The organism is Variovorax sp. P1_G12, from assembly GCF_056405555.1.
The window spans coordinates 193,855-212,966 of sequence record NZ_JBFUBW010000009.1 but is presented as its reverse complement, the minus strand read 5'-3'; the positions used below and the strand labels follow the sequence as shown (position 1 = coordinate 212,966).

The window sequence follows — 19,112 nt, the reverse complement described above, 5'->3', positions numbered from 1 at the left end:
GGCAAGGTCAGCGCGAATCTTACGCGGCGGACCCGAGCGCGGCGGCACCCGGCGTCAGGCCGTTTGCCAGCCCGAGCGAAACTTGCTCGGCGTGGCGCCGGCCGCCCGGCGCATGAGTCGCCTCAACGCCGTCGCATCCTCGTAGCCGACCTGAGTGGCGATCTGCTCGATCGTCATCCGGCTCGATTCGATCAGCATGCGTGCCCTGTTCAGCCGCACGCTCTGCACGAGTGCCAGCGCACCCTGGCCCGTGGCGGCGCGCACGTGCCGCGCCAGCGTCCTCTGCGACATGGCGAATTCTTCGGCCAGCACCGCCACGCTGGGCGGCCTGGGCAGGGCCGACTCGATGCGTTGCGTCAAACGGGCGACCAGTTGATTGCCGTTGGACATCATCGACGGCACGGCGAACGGGGCCTGCGCCTGCCGCCCGTCGATCAGCAGCACCTTGCCGACCGCATCGGCGAGCGCGGTGCCGAAGCGCGTGCGCAGCAGGTGCAGCATCAGGTCCGATTGCGCAAACGCGGCGCCGGCGGTGATCACCGGCCCATCGGCGCACACCATGCGATCCGCGTCCACGACGCACCGGGGCTCGACGCGCCGCAGCTCGGGCGCGAGCCACCACGAGGTCGTGACCCGCCGTTGCCGCAGCAAGCCTGCCGCCTGGAGCAGGAACACGGCCGAACACGAGGCCGCCACCGCGCCACCCCGCGCGCCGTGCCGGCTGACCGCGTCGATCGCGCGCGTGGCGTCGTCGCTCGCCAGGCGGCCCGCCAGCTCGGAGGGCTTGTCCACGCCCAGGCCGGGAATGATCCAGGTCGAGGCATCGGCCCGCACACGGCCGGGCAGGGCCGCGGTCGCCACCTGCAGGCCGCCGCTCAGCGCGACTGCGGCGCCATCCGGCGACAGCACGCGCCAGGTCGGCTGCGGCATCTTCACCCGGGGCGCGAGCGCGGCCGCGGCATTCAGGATATCGAGCGTGACGGCAACGCTGGTGCCGTAGGCCCCGGGCAGAACCAGGACGGTGAAGTCGTGCATGGCTGAAAACGCCTGATAAGCGTCTAAATGGACACTGGCAGTCTAGCGGCCGGCCGGTTGCAATCAAAGGCCTGAAACCAAGAAAGGTCCCCCTGTGCCGAAACGCGATCTGAATGCCCACGATCCGCTCGACGACTTCGATTCGCGCGAGATCACCCTGGATGGCGTCGCCAAGGTGGTTCACGTGGCGGGCGCCGGCCCGGCGGTGATCGTCATGACCGAGATGCCGGGCATCAGCCCGCATGTCGCGCGCTTCAGCCGCTGGGTCCGGGACGCGGGATTCACGGTCTACATGCCTTCGCTGTTCGGCCGCGATGGGGCGGTGCCGGATGTCGAGGAGGCCACGGCCACGTTCCGTCGGGCATGCGTCAGCGCCGAGTTCCGCGCCTTCGCGGCCGACCGGTCGAGCCCGGTGACCCAGTGGCTGCGCGCGCTGGCGAGGTTGGCGCACCAGCAGTGCGGCGGCCCGGGCGTCGGTGCGATCGGGATGTGCTTCACCGGCAACTTCGCGCTGACGATGACGCTCGAGGCCTCGGTGCTCGCGCCGGTCCTGTGCCAGCCGTCGCTGCCCCTGGACCAGCCGGCCGGGATCGAAAGCGCGGCCGACGAACTCGCCGCGGTTCGGCGACGCCTGGAGCGGGACGGCCTGACCGTCATGGCCTACCGTTTCGAGGGTGATCGCTTCTGCACCGGCCAGCGCTTCGCCGCCTACGCCGAGGCCCTGGGCGATCGCTTCATTGCGCGCGTGCTGCCGCACAGCGCCGCCAACCGCGACGCGCTGGCGCCGTTTTTCGCCCAGGTGGTCGCGAGCCCGCACAGCGTGGTGACCGCCCACCTGATCGACGAGGCGGGCCAGCCGACGATCGCCGCGCGCGACGAGATCCTGTCGTTCTTCGCCCTGCGTTTGGCCGTCGCCCGCTAGACGCCGGCGGCGTGGGCCTGCTGGTCGGCGTGGTAGCTGCTGCGCACCATGGCGCCCACTGCCGCATGGCTGAAGCCCATCCTGTAGGCCTCTTCCTCGAACATCTTGAAGGTGTCGGGATGCACGTAGCGGCGCACCGGCAGGTGGCTGCTGCTGGGCGACAGGTACTGGCCGATGGTCAGCATGTCGATGTCGTGCGCGCGCATGTCGCGCATCACCTGCAGGATCTCCTCGTCGGTCTCGCCCAGGCCGACCATGATGCCGCTCTTGGTCGGAACCTGAGGGTGCAGCGCCTTGAACTTCTTCAGCAGGTTGAGGCTGAACTGGTAGTCGCTGCCCGGGCGCGCTTCCTTGTAGAGGCGCGGCGCGGTTTCCAGGTTGTGGTTCATCACGTCGGGCGGCGCGGCCTTGAGGATCTCGAGCGCGCGGTCGTCGCGGCCGCGGAAGTCGGGCACCAGGATCTCGATCTGCGTCTGCGGCGAGAGCTCGCGGATGTTGCGGATGCAGTCGACGAAATGCTGGCTGCCGCCGTCGCGCAGGTCGTCGCGGTCGACGCTGGTGATCACCACGTACTTGAGGCGCAGCCGGGCGATGGTCTTGGCGAGGTTCAGCGGCTCGTCGGTGTCGAGCGGATCGGGCCGGCCGTGGCCGACGTCGCAGAACGGGCAGCGCCGGGTGCACTTGTCGCCCATGATCATGAAGGTGGCGGTGCCGTTGCCGAAGCACTCGCCGATGTTGGGGCATGAGGCTTCCTCGCAGACCGTGTGCAGGTTGCTTTCGCGCAGGATCTGCTTGATCTCGTAGAAGCGGGTGGTCGGCGAGCCGGCCTTGACGCGGATCCACTCGGGCTTCTTGAGCACCTCGCCCTGCACCACCTTGACCGGGATGCGCGACAGCTTGGCCGCGGCCTTCTGCTTGGCGAGGGGGTTGTAGCTTTCGGGTCCTTGGGGGTCGCGGACAACGTCGAGTGTGCTCATTGAATAACCTCCGTGCTGCGCACTGCGGTGCGAGCTTGCTTGGAGCGGTCCGGCGCTGTGCTCATGGCTTCTCTTTGACGGGGCTCAGGGCGCGAGGTAGATGCCGAGCTTGCTGCCCAGCACCTGCGCGGCTTCGTCCCAGGTTGTTTGAACGCCGATTGTAGAAAGATCGACGGTTTGGAGCCCCGCGTAGCCGCAAGGGTTGATCCGCGTGAAGGGTTCCAGGTCCATCGCCACGTTGAGCGCGACGCCGTGGTAGGTGCAGTGGCCGCTGACCTTGATGCCGAGCGCGGCGATCTTTCCGAGGCCGCGGAAGGGGTCCGCGGGGTGCCGCGGACCGGTCAGCGCGGCATGCGAAAACGGATCGTCCAGGCGCACGTAGATGCCGGGCGCGCCGGCGACGCGGTGCCCCGTGACCTCGAAATGGGCCAGCGTGCGGATCACGGCTTCCTCGATCCGGTACACGTATTCCTTCACGTAGTAGCCGGCCCGCTTCAGATTGATCAGGGGATAGGCCACCACCTGGCCGGGGCCGTGGTAGGTCACCTGGCCGCCGCGGTCGGTCTGGATCACGGGGATCTCGCCGGGGTTCAGCACATGGTCGGCCTTGCCCGCCAGGCCCTGGGTGTAGACCGGCGCATGCTCGCAGAGCCACAACTGGTCGGGGCTGTCGGCGCTGCGGTCCAGCGTCGCCTGCCGCATCGCCGCGTAGGTCGGGGCGTAGTCGACGCGGCCGAGCAGCCGCGTCTGGAGCGCAGCGATCAGAGCACCACCTTCACCATCGGGTGGCTCGACAGGGCCCGGTAGAGGTCGTCGAGCTGCTCGCGGCTGGTGGCCGTGACCGTGATCGTCACGCCCAGGTAGTTGCCGGCCTTGCTGTTGCGCAGCTCGACGGTCGTGGCGTCGAACTGCGGATCGAACTGCTCGGCGATCTGCGTCACGGCGTGCACGAAGCCGTCGGCCTTCGCGCCCATCACCTTGATCGGGAACTTCGAGGGGTACTCGATCAGCGATTCCTTGCGGGCGTCGAGCGGGGCGTCGGGTGCGGTGGTCATGCGGGAACTCCTTGGTCTTGGGGGCTGCGGGCCTTGGCCCGCTGGTAGCCGGCGTAGAGCGCCTGGTAGATCGGGCCGGGGCTGCCGGCGCCGATGCTGCGGCCGTCGAGCGTGACCACCGGCAGCACTTCCTTGCTGGCCGAGGACAGCAGCAGTTCGTCGGCGCCGAAGACCTCGTCGCGGGCGATGCGGCGCAGCGTGAAGGGGATGCCGGCGTCGGCGCAGAGGCGCTCGATCAGGCCGTAGCGAATGCCCGCCAGCACCCACTGGTCCTTGGGCGGACCGCTCACGACGCCATCCTTCACCACCCAGACGTTGCTGGAAGAGGCCTCGCTGAGCCCCTCGTCGCGGAACATGATGGTTTCCGCGGCGCCGGCCTCGACGCTGATCTGGCGCGCCAGCACCGCGCCGAGCAGGCTGGTGGTCTTGATGTGCGCCTTCTGCCAGCGGAAGTCGGGCGCGCTCACGCAGGCGACGCCCTTGGCGCGCACCGCATCGGCGACCGGCTTCATGGGGTTCACCATCACGAACACCGTCGGCTGCAGGCCCTGCGGCATCGCATGGTCGCGCGGCGCCACGCCGCGCGTGACCTGGATGTAGATGCCCTGCATGCCCGCCCGCTGCGCGGGTGCCGCGGCGTCGACCAGCCGCATGGCGATCGCGCGCCACTGCGCCGTGGAGAGCGGATTGCGGATCTGGAGCTCGGCCAGCGAACGCTCGAGCCGCGCCATGTGTTCGTCGAAGCAGAAGGGCTGGCCGCCGTAGGCGGGCACCACCTCGTAGACGCCGTCGCCGAAGATGAAGCCGCGATCGAGCACGCTGATCTTGGCGTCGCGCAGCGGCGTGTAGCTGCCGTCGAGGTAGCAGAGGGCGTCGGGGAGGGCGTCGGTGATCGGGTGCATGAGGAATTATGGTGGGGGCGCTCGGGCCTTTCCCAAGCGGCTTGCGGATCCCTCGGTGCACGCCAAGGGAACTTTTCCCACTCCGCCGAGCGGGCTGGCGGAATGCCATGGGTTTTTACTTATAATCAATGGCTTTGTAGAAATTCTGGGTCGTCATCCGGGCTTCATTCGAAATGAAAACAATCGCCCGCAGCAACACATCGAGGGAAGCCCCCGAGGATGTCAACGATCCGGAAGACGACTTCAAGCCGCTGACTGCCGAGGAGGCCCAGCGGCTGCGCGACAGGAAGCCGTTGATCTCGCCGTGGCGCGTGATCGCGATTCAGGTCGTGGCGGGCTTGCTGGTGGCATTGGCCGCCTGGGGCCTGACCGGGAGGCAAAATCTGGGATGGTCCGCCGGATACGGTGCGCTGGCAGTGGTCATTCCCGCTGCGGTGTTCGCACGAGGGCTGACCGGACGCTTTGCGTCCCTGAATCCGGGCACTGCGGTGTTCGGGTTCTTTTTGTGGGAAATGGTCAAGATGGCCTTGACGGTGGCGATGCTGATCGCCGCGCCAAGGCTGATTACGGCGCTGAGCTGGCCGGCGATGCTGGTGGGCTTGGTGGTGACAATGAAGGCGGCTTGGGTGGCAGTGATGCTGGCCTCCAGGCGCCTGAAACTTTGAGACGAGTAACGGATGGCTGCTGAAAACGCTGCGGAACACGGTATGACCGCTGGTGAATACATCGTTCACCACTTGACGCATCTGCAAAGCTCCAAGCCTGCAGGTGTAGCCGATCTCTCCGTCTTCAACTTCGACTCGCTCTTTTTCTCGATCCTGCTCGGCATCCTCGGCTGCTGGATCCTCTGGCTGGCCGCCCGCAAGGCCACCTCGGGCGTTCCGGGCCGCTTCCAGGCCGCGGTCGAGATCCTGATCGAGGTCGTCGACGAGCAGGCCAAGGGCATCGTCCACAACGCCCAGAGCCGCAAGTTCGTCGCCCCGCTGGCGCTGACGATCTTCGTCTGGATCTTCATGCTCAATGCGATGGACCTGTTCCCGGTCGATCTGTTCCCGGCCATCTGGGCGAAGATCTTCGGCATCGCCGGCGGTGACCCGGAGCATGCCTACCTGCGCGTCGTGCCGACCGCCGACCTCTCGGTGGCCATGGGCATGTCGGTGTCGGTGCTGCTGATCTGCATCTTCTACAACATCAAGATCAAGGGCCTGGGCGGCTGGGTGCATGAGCTGTTCACGGCGCCCTTCGGCAACCACTGGGCGCTGTACCCCTTCAACTTCGCCATGCAGATGATCGAGTTCGTCGCCAAGACGGTCTCGCACGGCATGCGGTTGTTCGGCAACATGTATGCCGGCGAACTGATCTTCCTGCTGATCGCCCTGATGGGCGGCGCCTGGACGCTGTCCGCCACCGGCATCTTCCTGGCGCTCGGCCACATCGTCGCGGGCACGGCCTGGGCCATCTTCCACATCCTGATCATCACGCTGCAAGCGTTCGTGTTCATGATGCTGACGCTGGTCTACATCGGCCAGGCGCACGATCATCACTGATCATCTGTTTTCGTTTTTTCTTTTCTCTTCAACCAAAGTCCTCTAGGAGTCATCATGGAAGTTATCAGCTTTGTCGCATTGGCCGCCGGCCTGATCATCGGTCTGGGCGCTGTCGGCGCATGTATCGGCATCGGCATCATGGGCAGCAAGTACCTCGAGTCGGCTGCGCGTCAACCCGAGCTGATGGGCGAACTGCAAACCAAGATGTTCCTGCTGGCTGGTCTGATCGACGCCGCGTTCATTATCGGTACCGGTATCGCGCTGTGGTTCGCAACGGCCAACCCGTTCCTCTCGCAAATCGCCAACCTGCCGAAGTAATCGGGTCCAGGCTTTCTCGTCGAACCCATGTCGTTCTGCGCTGAATGGCCTCGGATTCATTCCCAAAGAGAGGGTGAAAAGTGAGCATTACCGGTACCCTGATCGTCCAGATGATCGTGTTCCTGATTCTTGTCGGGTTCACGATGAAGTTTGTGTGGCCGCCGATCGCCAAGGCGTTGGACGATCGTGCCCAGAAGATCGCCGATGGCCTCGCCGCCGCCGACCGTGCCAAGAGCGAACTGTCCGCCGCCAACAAGCGCGTGGAAGTCGAACTTGGCCAGGCGCGCAACGAATCCGCCCAGCGTCTTGCCGATGCCGAACGTCGTGCGCAGGCCATCGTTGAAGAGGCCAAGGGCCGCGCCACGGAAGAGGGCAACAAGATCGTTGCGGCCGCCCGTGTCGAAGCCGAGCAGCAAGCCGTGAAGGCGCGCGAGGCCCTGCGCGAGCAAGTCGCCGCGCTGGCCGTCAAGGGCGCCGAGCAGATCCTGCGCAAGGAAGTGAATCCGGCCGTCCACGCCGATTTGCTGGCCCGCCTGCAGACCGAACTCTGATCACGCCATGGCCGAACTCGCCACCATCGCACGTCCCTACGCCGAAGCGCTGTTCCAGGCGTCCTCGTCGGACCTCGCCGGAACCGGCGCCTGGCTCGACAACGTCGCCGCCATCGCCGCCAATCCCGAGTTGCTCCAGTTCGCGGACAACCCCAAGGCCACGCCCGAGCAGGTGCTCGGTGTTGTCGCCAGCGCGCACGGTTCGCCGTTGCCGCCGCACGCGAACAACTTCCTGATGGCGCTGCTCGAGAACGGCCGCTTCACCGCGCTGCCCGAGATCGCCAGGCAGTTCCGCGTGCTGGCCAGCGCGCAGAGCGGCACGTCGGACGCCGTGGTGTACAGCGCCTTCCCGATCGACGGCGCCGCCCTGGGCAACATCTCCGCCGCGCTCGAAAAGCGTTTCGGCCGCAAGCTGCAGTTCACGGTCCAGCAGGACCCGTCGCTGATCGGCGGCATTCGTGTGGTGGTCGGTGACGAAGTGCTCGACACCTCCGTCAAAGCGCGCCTTGAACAAATGAAAGTTGCGCTGGCAGCCTGAAGGCCGCCAGCCCCTTACAAAGAAAGAAGGAAAGAGTCATGCAACTCAATCCCGCAGAAATTTCCGAACTGATCAAGAGCCGCATCGAGGGCCTCGGCGTCAGCGCGAACATCCGCAACGAAGGCACCGTGGTGTCGGTGACCGACGGCATCGTGCGCGTGCACGGCCTGTCGGATGCGATGCAGGGCGAAATGCTCGAGTTCCCGCCGTCGGCCGACGGCACGCCGTCGTTCGGCCTCGCGCTGAACCTCGAGCGCGACTCGGTCGGCGCCGTGATCCTGGGCGAGTACGAGCACATCTCCGAAGGCGACACCGTCAAGTGCACGGGCCGCATCCTGGAAGTGCCGGTCGGCCCCGAACTCATCGGCCGCGTGGTCAACGCACTGGGCCAGCCGATCGACGGCAAGGGTCCGGTCAACGCCAAGATGACCGACGTGATCGAAAAGGTCGCCCCGGGCGTGATCGCCCGCCAGTCGGTCGACCAGCCCATGCAGACCGGCCTGAAGGCCATCGACTCGATGGTGCCGATCGGCCGTGGCCAGCGCGAGCTGATCATCGGCGACCGCCAGACCGGCAAGACCGCCGTGGCGATCGACGCGATCATCAACCAGAAGGGTCAGAACATGACCTGCGTCTACGTCGCGATCGGCCAGAAGGCTTCGTCGATCAAGAACGTGGTGCGTTCGCTGGAACAAGCCGGCGCGATGGAATACACGATCGTGGTCGCCGCCTCCGCTTCGGAATCGGCCGCCATGCAATACGTCAGCGCCTACTCGGGCTGCACGATGGGCGAGTACTTCCGCGACCGCGGGCAAGATGCGCTGATCGTCTATGACGACCTGTCCAAGCAAGCCGTGGCCTACCGCCAGGTCTCGCTGCTGCTGCGCCGTCCGCCAGGCCGCGAAGCCTACCCCGGCGACGTGTTCTATCTCCACAGCCGCCTGCTCGAACGCGCAGCCCGCGTCAACGCCGACTACGTCGAAGCCTTCACCAAGGGTGAAGTCAAGGGCAAGACCGGCTCGCTGACCGCGCTGCCGATCATCGAGACGCAGGCCGGCGACGTGTCCGCCTTCGTGCCGACCAACGTGATCTCGATCACCGACGGCCAGATCTTCCTGGAAACCAACCTGTTCAATGCCGGTATCCGCCCCGCCATCAACGCCGGTATCTCGGTGTCGCGCGTGGGTTCGTCGGCACAGACGAAGATCGTCAAGGGCCAGTCGGGCGGTATCCGTACCGACCTGGCGCAGTACCGTGAACTGGCTGCGTTCGCGCAGTTCGCCTCCGACCTCGACGAAGCGACCCGCAAGCAGCTCGACCGCGGCGCGCGCGTCACCGAACTGCTCAAGCAGGCCCAGTACAGCCCGCTGCCCATCTCGCTGATGGGGGCCTCGCTGTTCGCGGTCAACAAGGGCTACATGGACGACATCGAGATCAAGAAGATCCTGTCCTTCGAACACGGCCTGCACCAGTTCCTGAAGTCCAGCCATGGCGCGCTGCTCGAGAAGATCGAGCAGTCCAAGGCGCTCGACAAGGATTCGGAAGCCGAACTGAACACGGCGGTTGCCGCGTTCAAGAAGTCGTTCGCCTGATCGACGACCAAGGAAGGAACGCTCATGGCAGCTGGTAAGGAAATCCGCGGCAAGATCAAATCGGTGGAGAACACCAGGAAGATCACCAAGGCCATGGAAATGGTCTCGGTTTCCAAGATGCGCAAGGCGCAGGAACGCATGCGCGCGGCCCGCCCCTACAGCGAGAAGATCCGCGACATCGCGGCCAACCTCGGCCAGGCGAATCCGGAATACACGCACGCCTTCATGAAGACGAGCGAGGCCAAGGCGATCGGGTTCATCGTCGTGACCAGCGACAAGGGCCTGTGCGGCGGCTTGAACACCAACCTGCTGCGCGCCGTGACCGCCAAGATGCGCGAGGCGCAAGGCGCCGGCCAGGCGATCGACTCGGTCGCCATTGGCAGCAAGGGCCTGGGCTTCCTGAACCGCATCGGCGCCCGTGTCGTCTCGCACGTCACGCAGCTCGGCGACACGCCGCACCTCGACAAGCTCATCGGGCCGGTCAAGGCGCTGCTCGACGCCTACGCCGAAGGCAAGATCTCGGCCGTGCATCTCTGCTACACCAAGTTCATCAACACCATCAAGCAAGAGCCGGTGGTGGAGCAATTGCTGCCGCTGGCCGCTGACACGCTGCGCACCGAGTCGGGCCATCACTCGTGGGACTACATCTACGAACCCGATGCGCAGAGCGTGATCGACGAGCTGCTGGTGCGCTATGTCGAATCGCTGGTGTACCAGGCCGTGGCCGAGAACATGGCGTCCGAGCACTCGGCCCGGATGGTGGCCATGAAGGCCGCGACCGACAACGCGGGCAACGTGATCGACGAACTCAAGCTGGTCTACAACAAGACTCGCCAGGCAGGCATCACCAAAGAGCTGTCGGAAATCGTCTCGGGCGCCGCGGCGGCCGCCGGCGTCTGAGCCTTTCGGCCCTCAACAGATTTAAATTTTTATCGGAGCAGACATGGCTCAAGCAGAAGCAGTTCAAGGCAAGATCGTTCAATGTATCGGCGCCGTGGTCGACGTGGAATTCCCGCGCGACAAGATGCCGAAGATCTACGACGCGCTCAAGTTCGAAGGCAGCGCACTGACCCTCGAAGTGCAGCAGCAGCTCGGCGACGGCGTGGTTCGCACGATTGCGCTCGGTTCTTCCGACGGCCTGCGCCGCGGCCTGATCGTGACCAACACGCAAGCCCCGATCACCGTGCCGGTGGGCAAGGCGACGCTGGGCCGCATCATGGACGTGCTCGGCGCGCCGATCGACGAGCGTGGCCCGGTCGACCAGGCGCTGACCGCCTCGATCCACCGCAAGGCCCCGGCCTACGACGAACTCTCGCCCTCGCAGGACCTGCTCGAAACCGGCATCAAGGTGATCGACCTGGTCTGCCCGTTCGCCAAGGGCGGCAAGGTGGGCCTGTTCGGCGGCGCCGGCGTCGGCAAGACCGTGAACATGATGGAGCTCATCAACAACATCGCCAAGGCGCACTCGGGCCTGTCCGTGTTCGCCGGCGTCGGTGAGCGCACCCGCGAAGGCAACGACTTCTATCACGAGATGGCCGACTCCGGCGTCGTGAACCTGGAGAACCTCGGCGAGTCCAAGGTGGCCATGGTCTACGGCCAGATGAACGAGCCCCCGGGCAACCGTCTGCGCGTGGCGCTGACCGGCCTGACCATCGCCGAGTCGTTCCGCGACGAAGGCCGCGACGTCCTGTTCTTCGTCGACAACATCTACCGCTTCACGCTGGCCGGTACCGAAGTGTCGGCACTGCTGGGCCGGATGCCTTCCGCCGTGGGCTACCAGCCCACGCTGGCCGAGGAAATGGGCCGCCTGCAGGAGCGGATCACGTCGACCAAGGTCGGCTCGATCACCTCGATCCAGGCCGTGTACGTCCCCGCCGACGACTTGACCGACCCGTCGCCCGCCACCACCTTCGCCCACCTGGACTCCACCGTGGTGCTGTCGCGCGACATCGCCTCGCTCGGTATCTACCCGGCCATCGACCCGCTCGACTCGTCCTCGCGCCAGCTCGACCCGCTGGTCGTCGGCGAGGAGCACTACGAAGTGGCCCGCGCCGTGCAAGGCACGCTGCAGCGCTACAAGGAACTGCGCGACATCATCGCCATTCTGGGCATGGACGAACTGGCCCCCGACGACAAGCTGGCCGTGGCCCGCGCACGGAAGATCCAGCGCTTCCTGTCGCAGCCCTTCCACGTCGCTGAAGTGTTCACCGGCTCGCCCGGCAAGTACGTGCCGCTGGCCGAGACCATCCGCGGCTTCAAGATGATCATCGCCGGCGAATGCGATCACCTGCCGGAACAAGCGTTCTACATGGTGGGCAGCATCGACGAAGCGTTCGAAAAGGCCAAGAAGGTCGCTTAAGGAATCCCCATGGCAGGCACCATTCACGTCAGCGTGGTCAGCGCCGAGGAGTCGATCTTCTCGGGCGAGGCCAAGTTCGTTGCTCTGCCCGGCGAAGCCGGCGAGCTCGGCATCTACCCGCGCCACACGCCGCTGATCACGCGCATCCGCCCCGGCGCGGTGCGCATCGAAACGGCCGACGGCGGCGAGGAATTCGTCTTCGTGGCCGGTGGCATTCTCGAAGTGCAGCCCACCACGGTGACCGTGCTGTCCGACACCGCGATCCGCGGCAAGGACCTCGATGACGAGAAGGCCAACGCCGCCAAGACCGCGGCCGAGGAAGCGCTGAAGAACGCCAAGACCGACATCGACATCGCGCTGGCTCAGTCGGAACTGACGGTGATGGCTGCTCAGCTGGCAGCGCTGCGCAAGTACCGCCAGAAAAAATAGCTCGCCCCCAGGTTGGCTCACTTCGTGTAGCCGCCCACCCCCTACCGGGGGCAACACCAGCGGCCCGGCAAAGCCGGTTCTGCGGTGTTTCTGGAAAAGAAAGCCGCCTTCGGGCGGCTTTTGCTTTTTGGGAACCGCTGAGACTGAGCTTCGGCCTTCATTTGGCCGAAGTTCAGACTTGTTGGGCTTAAGCGCCGGCTCTAGTATTCGCTTCGCTGCATGGCTCACAGGCCGGCAGCGCCGAAGAACAATGACGGAGACACGCACTTGGCCCCCTGGAGCCGATTGACCGCGGACGAGATGCTTCTGCTGGAGACCACCTTCTGGTCGGCCGGCGGGTCGCGCCATGGCATCGCCGAGCAACTCGGCTTCTCCAAGAGCAAGGCCAATTCATTGATCGCCGGCCTGGTCGAGCAGGGCCTGCTCGCCGAAGCGGGCCTGCAGCGATCGTCCGGCGGACGCCGGCCCGAAAACCTCCGGCTGCATGCCGGCCTCGGTGTCGTGGTGGGCGTCGACATCGGCGCCACCAGCCTCGACGTCGCGGTGCTCGGACTCGACCTCCAGGTGCTTGCGCATCACGCGGAAGCGGCCGATGTGCGCGAAGGTCCGGGCGTGGTGCTGGCGCGCGTGCGCGTGCTGGTGCGCGACCTGCTCGCCCGGGTCGGCTTCGAGGCCAGGCAGGTGCTCGGCATCGGCATCGGGGTGCCGGGCCCGGTCAACTTCGACATCGGGCAGCTGGTGAACCCGCCGCTGATGCCGGCCTGGGACAGCTTCTCGATCCGGGACTACCTGCGCGAGGACTACGCCGCGCCGGTGTTCGTCGACAACGACGTCAACCTGATGGCGCTCGGCGAGCTCTGGCGGCTGAAGCGGTCGCTTTCCAATTTCCTGGTCATCAAGGTCGGCACCGGCATCGGCTGCGGCATCGTCTGCCACGGCGAGGTGTACCGCGGCGCCGCCGGATCGGCGGGCGACGTCGGCCACATCTGCGTCGACCAGGAGGGCCCGCGCTGCCACTGCGGCAACCTGGGCTGCGTCGAGGCGATGGCGGCCGGCCCGGCGATCACGCGGATGGCGGTGCAGGCCGCCGAAGCCGGCGAGAGCGCCGCGCTGGCCGAGTGCCTGCGGGTGCAGGGCCGCATCGAGGCCGTCGACGTCGGCCAGGCCAGCCGTGCCGGCGACGCTGCCGCCAATGCCATCGTGCAACGCGCCGGCAGCCTGATCGGCCAGATGCTGGCGTCGATCGTGAACTTCTTCAATCCGTCGCACGTGTTCATCGGCGGCGGCATCACGCGCATCGGGCCGCTGTTCCTCGCCGCCGTGCGGCAAAGTGTCTACCAGCGCTCGCTGGCGCTGTCGACGCGGCACCTGGAGATCCAGTACACGCCGCTGGGTGCGCAGGCCGGCTTGATCGGCGCCGGCGTGCTCGCCATGCAGGAGACGCTCAAAGTGCGCGGGGTGGCGCCATCATGAAGAGTTCCGTCGCGGTCGAGTTCGACAACGTCTTGAAGGCCTTCGGCCCGGTGGAGGTGCTGCATGGCGTGAGCTTCTCGCTCGCACCGGGCCGCGTCTACGGCCTGCTGGGCGAGAACGGCGCCGGCAAGTCCACGCTGATGAAGATGCTTGCGGGCTACGAGTCGCTGACCGGCGGCACGTTGAAGGTGAACGGCGAGCCGCAGCAGTTCGCCAGTTCGCGCGAGGCCGAGGCGCTGGGCATCGTGCTGATCCACCAGGAGTTCAATCTCGCCGAAGACCTCACGGTGGCGCAGAACATCTTCCTCGGCCACGAGAAGAAGAAGGGCTGGCTGCTCGACGACGTTGCGATGGAGCGCGATGCGGCCAGTGCGCTGGCCGAAGTCGGGCTCGAGATCGACCCGGCCACCAAGGTGCGGCGGCTGATCGTGGCCGAGAAGCAGCTGGTCGAGATCGCCAAGGCCATTTCGCGCCACGCGCGGCTGCTGATCATGGACGAGCCGACCGCCACGCTGACGCCCGGCGAGACCGAGCGCCTGTTCAAGCTGATCGCGCAGCTGCGCGCCGACGGCGTGACCATCGTCTACATCTCGCACAAGCTCGACGAGGTCGAGCAAGTGACCGACGAGGTGATCGTGATGCGCGACGGCCGCTTCGTGGCCCGGTCGCCCACCTCCGAGGTCACGCGCCACCAGATGGCGAACCTGATGGTCGGGCGCGAACTCGCGGACCTCTATCCGCCGCGCGATGCGGTCGTCGCGGCGGCGGCGCCGGCCATGAAGGTGCGGGATTTCTCCGTGCCCGGCTGGGCGCAGAACGCGAGCTTCGAGGTGCGTCCGGGCGAGATCCTCGGTTTCGCCGGGCTCGTCGGTGCCGGCCGGACGGAGCTCTTCGAAGGCCTGCTCGGGCTGCGCCCCGCGAGCGGCACGGTCGAGATCGAAGGCCGGGCGCGCAGCTTCCGCAACCCGCGCGACGCCGCGAGGCACGGCCTGACCTACCTGAGCGAGGACCGCAAAGGCAAGGGCCTGCACGTGAATCTCGGACTGCGCCAGAACCTCACGCTGATGGCGCTCGAACGCTATGCGCAGCCGTGGCTGAAGCCCGACGCCGAGCGCGCTGCGCTGGCCGAAGCCGTGAAGGACTACGGCATCCGCACCGGCGACCTCGATGCGCGCGCCTCGTCGCTGTCGGGCGGCAACCAGCAGAAGCTGGCGCTGGCCAAGGTGCTCCAGCCGCAACCGAAAGTGGTGGTGCTCGACGAGCCCACGCGAGGCGTCGACGTCGGCGCCAAGCGCGACATCTATTTCCTGATCCAGCGCCTGGCCCGCCAGGGGCTGGCCGTGATCGTCGTCTCTTCCGAGCTGATGGAACTGATCGGCCTGTGCCACCGCGTCGCTGTGATGCGCGCGGGCCGCCTGGTCACCACGCTCGATGCCGAACATCTGACCGAAGAGGACTTGATCGCTCATGCCACCGGAACCGCTTCCTAGCGCCCAGGCCGCGCACCGCCCGGTCACCCGCCCGCGCTGGACCGAGCGCCTGCACGGCTTCGGCCCGGTCATCGGGCTGGTGCTGCTGTGCATCGCGGGCACTTTGCTCAACGGCGACTTCGCCACGCTCGACAACGCCATGAACGTGCTCACCCGCACCGCCTTCATCGGCATCATCGCGGTCGGCATGTGCTTCGTGATCATCTCGGGCGGCATCGACCTGTCGGTCGGCTCGATGGCGGCGCTGATCGCGGGTTGCGTGATCATGTTCATCAACGCGATGGCCCCGGCGCTCGGATCGCCGCTGCTGGCGGTGTTGCTGGGCGCTCTGCTCGCGGTGCTGCTCGGCGGGGTGTTCGGCCTCGCGCACGGCCTGCTGATCACCAAGGGCCGGATCGAGCCCTTCATCGTGACGCTCGGCACGCTCGGCATCTTCCGTGCCTACCTGACCTACTTCGCCGACGGCGGCGCGCTGACGCTCGACAACGAGCTGTCGGACCTCTATGCGCCGGTGTATTACGCGAGCCTGCTGGGCATCCCGGTGCCGGTGTGGGTGTTCTTCGTCGTGGCGGTGATCGGCGGCCTGATCCTCAACCGCACCGCCTATGGCCGCTACGTGCAGGCCATCGGTTCCAACGAGCAGGTGGCGCGCTATGCCGCGGTCGGGGTCGACCACGTGAAGATCATGACCTACGTGCTGCTCGGCGTCTGCGTCGGCATCGCGACGCTGCTCTACGTGCCGCGGCTGGGTTCGGCCTCGCCGACCACCGGCCTGCTGTGGGAGCTGGAGGCGATCGCGGCCGTGATCGTCGGCGGCACCGCGCTCAAGGGCGGCGCGGGCAGCATCACCGGCACGGTGATCGGCGCGATCCTGCTTTCGGTCATCAGCAACATCCTGAACCTCACCAGCATCATCAGCGTGTACCTCAACGCCGCGGTGCAGGGCATCGTGATCATCGTCGTGGCGTTTCTTCAGCGCGGCCGGCGCTAGGCCGCAACCGTTTCTCGTTCGTTCAAGTTCATTCACCACAGGAGACAAGAAGCATGAAATCCGTCACCCGACGCCTGGCGCTGAGCGCCGTCGCCGCCGCGAGCTTCGCGGCCCTCCCGGCCCTGGCCGCCGAGCCGGTCAACCTCGGCGTGTCGATCCCGGCGGCCACGCACAGCTTCATGGGCGGCATCAACTACTGGGCCAACCAGGCCAAGAAGGACCTCGAGAAAGAGCACAAGGACCTGAAGATCACGATCAAGACCGCGGCCAACGCGCCCGAGCAGGCGAACCAGCTGCAGGATCTGTCGACCGTGAGCAAGATCAACGCGCTCGTGATCTTCCCGTTCGAGTCGGCCGCGCTCACCAAGCCGGTGGCCCAGGTCAAGGCCAAGGGCACCTACGTCACGGTGGTCGACCGCGGCCTCACCGACACCAGCGCCCAGGACGCGTACGTCGCCGGCGACAACACCGCCTTCGGCAAGATACCGGCCGAGTACATCGCGAAGAAGCTGGGCGGCAAGGGCAATGTCGTGGCGCTGCGCGGCATCGCCACCACGCTGGACAACGAGCGCATGGACGCCTTCAACAGCGTGCTCAAGAACTACCCGGACATCAAGCTACTGGATGCCAAGTACGCCAACTGGAACCGCGACGATGCCTTCAAGGTCACGCAGGACTACCTGACGCGCTTCAAGAAGATCGACGCCATCTGGGCCGCCGACGACGACATGGCGGTGGGCGTGCTGAAGGCCATCGAGCAGGCCAAGCGCGACGACATCCTGCTGGTGTTCGGGGGCGCGGGCGCCAAGGGCATGGTCAAGACGATCATGGACGGCAAGGACCCGCGGATCCAGGCCGACGTGAGCTACTCGCCGAAATTCATCTATGACGCGATCAAGCTCACGGCCGAGGCGCGGCTGAAGGGCGAGAAGCTGCCGGCGACCACGATCATTCCTTCGGTCTTGATCACGAAGGACAACGCGAAATCCTTCTACCACCCCGATTCGCCTTTCTGACTGTTGCTCGCCCCCAGGTTGCCCGGCACTTCGTGTCCGGGCGCCCACCCCCTACCGGGGGCAACACCAGAGGCCCGGCAAAGCCGGTTCCTCGGTGTTCCACCAAGGGCGCGCTTCGCGGCGCTTGAAACTGCATGACACACGACACTTTTTCACGCAGGCTGCGCTACGCGATGGTCGGCGGCGGGCGCGACGCCTTCATCGGCGCGGTGCACCGCAAGGCGATCGCGCTCGACGGCCAGATCGAGCTGGTGGCCGGCGCGCTGTCTTCGAGCGCCGAGAAGGCCCTGGCCTCGGGGCGCGACCTGTTCCTGGCGGACGATCGCAACCACGGCGACTGGCGCGAACTGCTCGCCGATGAACTGCAGCGGCCGGCCGGAGAGCGCATCGACTTCGTCTCGATCGTGACGCCGAATCACGTCCACTTTCCGGTGGCCCAAGCCTTCGTCGAGGCCGGCTTCCATGTGGTTTGCGACAAGCCGATGGTGCACACGCGCGAACAGGCCGATGCGCTGGTCGCAGCGGTGGCGAAGCAGGGCACGGTGTTCGGCGTCACCTACAACTACACCGGCTACCCGATGGTCCGCCAGGCGCGCGAGATGGTGCGCTCGGGCGACATCGGCGAGATCCGCAAGGTGGTGGTCGAATACAACCAGGGCTGGCTCGCGACGCGACTCGAGGGCGAAGGCAACAAGCAGGCGGCCTGGCGCAGCGACCCCGCGAAGAGCGGCGCGGCCGGCGCCATCGGCGACATCGGCTCGCATGCCGAGAACCTGGTGGCAACCGTCACGGGACTCGAGATCGAGAGCCTCTGCGCCGACTTGAGTTCGCTGGTGCCGGGCCGTCCGCTGGACGACGACGGCAGCCTGCTGCTGCGTTTTCGCGGCGGCGCGCGCGGCGTGCTGGTCGCGTCGCAGATCAACACCGGCCTGGAGAACGACTTGCGACTGCGCGTCTCGGGCACGCTCGGCACGCTCGTTTGGCGGCAGGAGCAGCCGAGCGAGCTGACGCATCTGCCACACGACGGCCCGAAGCGCATCCTCACGCGCGGCTCGCCGTGGCTCTGCGAATCGGCGCGGCGCGCGAGCCGGCTGCCCAGCGGGCATCCGGAAGGCTTCATCGAGGCCTTCGCCAATGTGTATGGCGGAATCGCGGCGGACATCCGCGCCCGGCTCGAAGGCCGGCCCGCCGATCCGCTTGCCGCCGACTATCCGCGCGTGGAAGAGGGCGCGCGCGGCGTGCGTTTCATCGAACGCACCGTGGCCTCGGCGGCCAGCGCGCTCAAGTGGACAGGCTGGTAGCCTCGACGCGGCGCATGCGGTGAATCGCCGGCGGCTGGACGTGCAGGATTCGCAGGCCCCTACAGCACCACCGGCGCATCCGGCAGCTCATTGCGATCCGCCTGCCCTTCGGCCAGCGGAAAGTGCGCCACCAGCAGGGCCGAGACCTCTTCGAGCGCCTGCGTCAGCCCGTCCTCGAAGCGCCCCTCGCGGAAGGCGGCGCCCATGCGCTGGGCCATCGCGGCCCACTGCTCGGCGTCGACGCGGGCATCGATGCCGCGGTCGGCGACGATTTCGATCGCGTGCTCGGCCAGCAGCAGATAGATCAGGACCCCGTTGTTGTGCTCGGTGTCCCACACGCGCAGCTTGCCGAACAGCATGATCGCGCGCTCGCGCGCCGGTGCGCCGCGCCACAGGTAGGACAGCGGCAGGCCGGCCTCGACGCAGATGCGGATCTCGCCGCTGTGGCGCCGCTCGCTGGCCGCCACGCGGCGCGTCAGGCGCTCGAGCAGCTCGGCCGGCAGCGCGCGGCGCACGTCGGCCTCGTCGGTCCAGCGGTGGCGCCACAGGCGGCCCAGGCGCGCGAACAGCGAGGGGGAGGATGAAGAAGATGAAGAAGAAGAGGGCGATGCCATGG

At 66.8% G+C, this 19,112-nt stretch carries 21 protein-coding genes; 15 read left to right on the top strand and 6 right to left on the bottom strand.

Annotated elements, in window-relative coordinates; all coding sequences use genetic code 11:
• Positions 1 to 54 precede the first annotated feature (54 nt).
• The gene (locus tag AC1D2O_RS13030; protein ID WP_478092015.1) at positions 55 to 1,035 is read right to left on the bottom strand and encodes a GlxA family transcriptional regulator; all 981 of its coding nucleotides are present in this window, start codon (positions 1,033 to 1,035) and stop codon (positions 55 to 57) included.
• Between the two features lie 94 nt (positions 1,036 to 1,129).
• Between AC1D2O_RS13030 and AC1D2O_RS13025 the strand changes: the two genes are divergently transcribed.
• Positions 1,130 to 1,957 (top strand): dienelactone hydrolase family protein, encoded by an 828-nt coding sequence (locus tag AC1D2O_RS13025; RefSeq protein ID WP_478092017.1) that lies wholly within the window; start codon positions 1,130 to 1,132, stop codon positions 1,955 to 1,957.
• Here the strand turns inward: AC1D2O_RS13025 and lipA are convergent.
• The 4 genes from lipA to AC1D2O_RS13005 form a co-directional block, all read right to left on the bottom strand.
• Positions 1,954 to 2,934, bottom strand: a complete 981-nt coding sequence (gene lipA / locus AC1D2O_RS13020) for a lipoyl synthase (RefSeq protein ID WP_478092019.1) — start codon at positions 2,932 to 2,934, stop codon at positions 1,954 to 1,956. The two genes, AC1D2O_RS13025 and lipA, sit on opposite strands and share 4 nt — an antisense overlap.
• An 84-nt stretch (positions 2,935 to 3,018) precedes the next feature.
• On the bottom strand, positions 3,019 to 3,696 hold the full coding sequence (gene lipB / locus AC1D2O_RS13015; RefSeq protein WP_478092023.1) for a lipoyl(octanoyl) transferase LipB: 678 nt from the start codon (positions 3,694 to 3,696) through the stop codon (positions 3,019 to 3,021).
• A complete protein-coding gene (locus AC1D2O_RS13010) occupies positions 3,696 to 3,989 on the bottom strand; it encodes a YbeD family protein (protein ID WP_478092021.1) in 294 nt (97 codons plus the stop codon). The genes lipB and AC1D2O_RS13010 overlap by 1 nt, the downstream gene beginning before the upstream one ends.
• Positions 3,986 to 4,891 (bottom strand): D-amino acid aminotransferase, encoded by a 906-nt coding sequence (locus AC1D2O_RS13005; RefSeq protein WP_478092022.1) that lies wholly within the window; start codon positions 4,889 to 4,891, stop codon positions 3,986 to 3,988. The genes AC1D2O_RS13010 and AC1D2O_RS13005 overlap by 4 nt, the downstream gene beginning before the upstream one ends.
• Before the next feature lie 173 nt (positions 4,892 to 5,064).
• Between AC1D2O_RS13005 and AC1D2O_RS13000 the strand changes: the two genes are divergently transcribed.
• From AC1D2O_RS13000 to AC1D2O_RS12935, 14 genes are all read left to right on the top strand, one after another.
• Entirely contained in the window at positions 5,065 to 5,556 is a 492-nt protein-coding gene (locus AC1D2O_RS13000) for an ATP synthase subunit I (RefSeq protein ID WP_478093366.1), read from the top strand.
• 12 nt (positions 5,557 to 5,568) lie between these two features.
• Complete coding sequence (gene atpB, locus AC1D2O_RS12995; RefSeq protein WP_478093364.1) at positions 5,569 to 6,438, top strand: F0F1 ATP synthase subunit A; 870 nt, start codon at positions 5,569 to 5,571, stop codon at positions 6,436 to 6,438.
• Positions 6,439 to 6,492: 54 nt separating this feature from the next.
• The gene (atpE, locus tag AC1D2O_RS12990) at positions 6,493 to 6,756 is read left to right on the top strand and encodes a F0F1 ATP synthase subunit C (protein ID WP_019657641.1); all 264 of its coding nucleotides are present in this window, start codon (positions 6,493 to 6,495) and stop codon (positions 6,754 to 6,756) included.
• Positions 6,757 to 6,836: 80 nt separating this feature from the next.
• Positions 6,837 to 7,307 carry a F0F1 ATP synthase subunit B gene (locus AC1D2O_RS12985; RefSeq protein ID WP_442281892.1) on the top strand — a complete coding sequence of 157 codons (471 nt, stop codon included), beginning with the start codon at positions 6,837 to 6,839 and terminating at the stop codon, positions 7,305 to 7,307.
• Positions 7,308 to 7,314: 7 nt separating this feature from the next.
• Positions 7,315 to 7,845 carry a F0F1 ATP synthase subunit delta gene (locus AC1D2O_RS12980; RefSeq protein ID WP_478093362.1) on the top strand — a complete coding sequence of 177 codons (531 nt, stop codon included), beginning with the start codon at positions 7,315 to 7,317 and terminating at the stop codon, positions 7,843 to 7,845.
• 38 nt (positions 7,846 to 7,883) lie between these two features.
• Positions 7,884 to 9,437: a F0F1 ATP synthase subunit alpha gene (gene atpA, locus AC1D2O_RS12975; RefSeq protein ID WP_478093360.1), complete on the top strand. Its 1,554-nt coding sequence runs from the start codon at positions 7,884 to 7,886 to the stop codon at positions 9,435 to 9,437.
• Positions 9,438 to 9,461: 24 nt separating this feature from the next.
• Positions 9,462 to 10,337 (top strand): F0F1 ATP synthase subunit gamma, encoded by an 876-nt coding sequence (atpG, locus tag AC1D2O_RS12970; protein WP_478157140.1) that lies wholly within the window; start codon positions 9,462 to 9,464, stop codon positions 10,335 to 10,337.
• A 43-nt stretch (positions 10,338 to 10,380) separates the two neighbouring features.
• On the top strand, positions 10,381 to 11,796 hold the full coding sequence (gene atpD / locus AC1D2O_RS12965) for a F0F1 ATP synthase subunit beta (protein ID WP_478089742.1): 1,416 nt from the start codon (positions 10,381 to 10,383) through the stop codon (positions 11,794 to 11,796).
• A 9-nt stretch (positions 11,797 to 11,805) separates the two neighbouring features.
• Positions 11,806 to 12,225: a F0F1 ATP synthase subunit epsilon gene (locus AC1D2O_RS12960; protein ID WP_478089743.1), complete on the top strand. Its 420-nt coding sequence runs from the start codon at positions 11,806 to 11,808 to the stop codon at positions 12,223 to 12,225.
• A 300-nt stretch (positions 12,226 to 12,525) separates the two neighbouring features.
• Entirely contained in the window at positions 12,526 to 13,698 is a 1,173-nt protein-coding gene (locus tag AC1D2O_RS12955; protein WP_478157156.1) for an ROK family protein, read from the top strand.
• Complete coding sequence (locus tag AC1D2O_RS12950; protein WP_478089744.1) at positions 13,695 to 15,188, top strand: sugar ABC transporter ATP-binding protein; 1,494 nt, start codon at positions 13,695 to 13,697, stop codon at positions 15,186 to 15,188. Before AC1D2O_RS12955 ends, AC1D2O_RS12950 begins: the two co-directional genes overlap by 4 nt.
• Positions 15,166 to 16,179, top strand: a complete 1,014-nt coding sequence (locus tag AC1D2O_RS12945; protein ID WP_478089745.1) for an ABC transporter permease — start codon at positions 15,166 to 15,168, stop codon at positions 16,177 to 16,179. Before AC1D2O_RS12950 ends, AC1D2O_RS12945 begins: the two co-directional genes overlap by 23 nt.
• Positions 16,180 to 16,232: 53 nt before the next feature.
• Positions 16,233 to 17,195 carry a substrate-binding domain-containing protein gene (locus AC1D2O_RS12940; RefSeq protein ID WP_478089746.1) on the top strand — a complete coding sequence of 321 codons (963 nt, stop codon included), beginning with the start codon at positions 16,233 to 16,235 and terminating at the stop codon, positions 17,193 to 17,195.
• A 134-nt stretch (positions 17,196 to 17,329) separates the two neighbouring features.
• Positions 17,330 to 18,496, top strand: coding sequence for a Gfo/Idh/MocA family protein (locus AC1D2O_RS12935; RefSeq protein WP_478089747.1), 1,167 nt, complete (start codon positions 17,330 to 17,332; stop codon positions 18,494 to 18,496).
• Positions 18,497 to 18,555: 59 nt separating this feature from the next.
• On the opposite strand, the gene AC1D2O_RS12930 is transcribed toward AC1D2O_RS12935, so the two are convergent.
• The gene (locus tag AC1D2O_RS12930; protein WP_478089748.1) at positions 18,556 to 19,110 is read right to left on the bottom strand and encodes a TPM domain-containing protein; all 555 of its coding nucleotides are present in this window, start codon (positions 19,108 to 19,110) and stop codon (positions 18,556 to 18,558) included.
• Between the last annotated feature and the right edge of the window lie 2 nt (positions 19,111 to 19,112).

Coding starts and splice junctions, on each gene's coding strand:
- AC1D2O_RS13030 (WP_478092015.1), bottom strand. CDS start 1,035: ATGCACGACTTCACCGTCCTGGTTCTGCCCGGGGCCTACGGCACCAGC.
- lipA (WP_478092019.1), bottom strand. CDS start 2,934: ATGAGCACACTCGACGTTGTCCGCGACCCCCAAGGACCCGAAAGCTAC.
- AC1D2O_RS13010 (WP_478092021.1), bottom strand. CDS start 3,989: ATGACCACCGCACCCGACGCCCCGCTCGACGCCCGCAAGGAATCGCTG.
- AC1D2O_RS13005 (WP_478092022.1), bottom strand. CDS start 4,891: ATGCACCCGATCACCGACGCCCTCCCCGACGCCCTCTGCTACCTCGAC.
- AC1D2O_RS13000 (WP_478093366.1), top strand. CDS start 5,065: ATGAAAACAATCGCCCGCAGCAACACATCGAGGGAAGCCCCCGAGGAT.
- atpB (WP_478093364.1), top strand. CDS start 5,569: ATGGCTGCTGAAAACGCTGCGGAACACGGTATGACCGCTGGTGAATAC.
- atpE (WP_019657641.1), top strand. CDS start 6,493: ATGGAAGTTATCAGCTTTGTCGCATTGGCCGCCGGCCTGATCATCGGT.
- AC1D2O_RS12980 (WP_478093362.1), top strand. CDS start 7,315: ATGGCCGAACTCGCCACCATCGCACGTCCCTACGCCGAAGCGCTGTTC.
- atpA (WP_478093360.1), top strand. CDS start 7,884: ATGCAACTCAATCCCGCAGAAATTTCCGAACTGATCAAGAGCCGCATC.
- atpG (WP_478157140.1), top strand. CDS start 9,462: ATGGCAGCTGGTAAGGAAATCCGCGGCAAGATCAAATCGGTGGAGAAC.
- atpD (WP_478089742.1), top strand. CDS start 10,381: ATGGCTCAAGCAGAAGCAGTTCAAGGCAAGATCGTTCAATGTATCGGC.
- AC1D2O_RS12960 (WP_478089743.1), top strand. CDS start 11,806: ATGGCAGGCACCATTCACGTCAGCGTGGTCAGCGCCGAGGAGTCGATC.
- AC1D2O_RS12955 (WP_478157156.1), top strand. CDS start 12,526: ATGCTTCTGCTGGAGACCACCTTCTGGTCGGCCGGCGGGTCGCGCCAT.
- AC1D2O_RS12950 (WP_478089744.1), top strand. CDS start 13,695: ATGAAGAGTTCCGTCGCGGTCGAGTTCGACAACGTCTTGAAGGCCTTC.
- AC1D2O_RS12945 (WP_478089745.1), top strand. CDS start 15,166: ATGCCACCGGAACCGCTTCCTAGCGCCCAGGCCGCGCACCGCCCGGTC.
- AC1D2O_RS12940 (WP_478089746.1), top strand. CDS start 16,233: ATGAAATCCGTCACCCGACGCCTGGCGCTGAGCGCCGTCGCCGCCGCG.
- AC1D2O_RS12935 (WP_478089747.1), top strand. CDS start 17,330: ATGACACACGACACTTTTTCACGCAGGCTGCGCTACGCGATGGTCGGC.
- AC1D2O_RS12930 (WP_478089748.1), bottom strand. CDS start 19,110: ATGGCATCGCCCTCTTCTTCTTCATCTTCTTCATCCTCCCCCTCGCTG.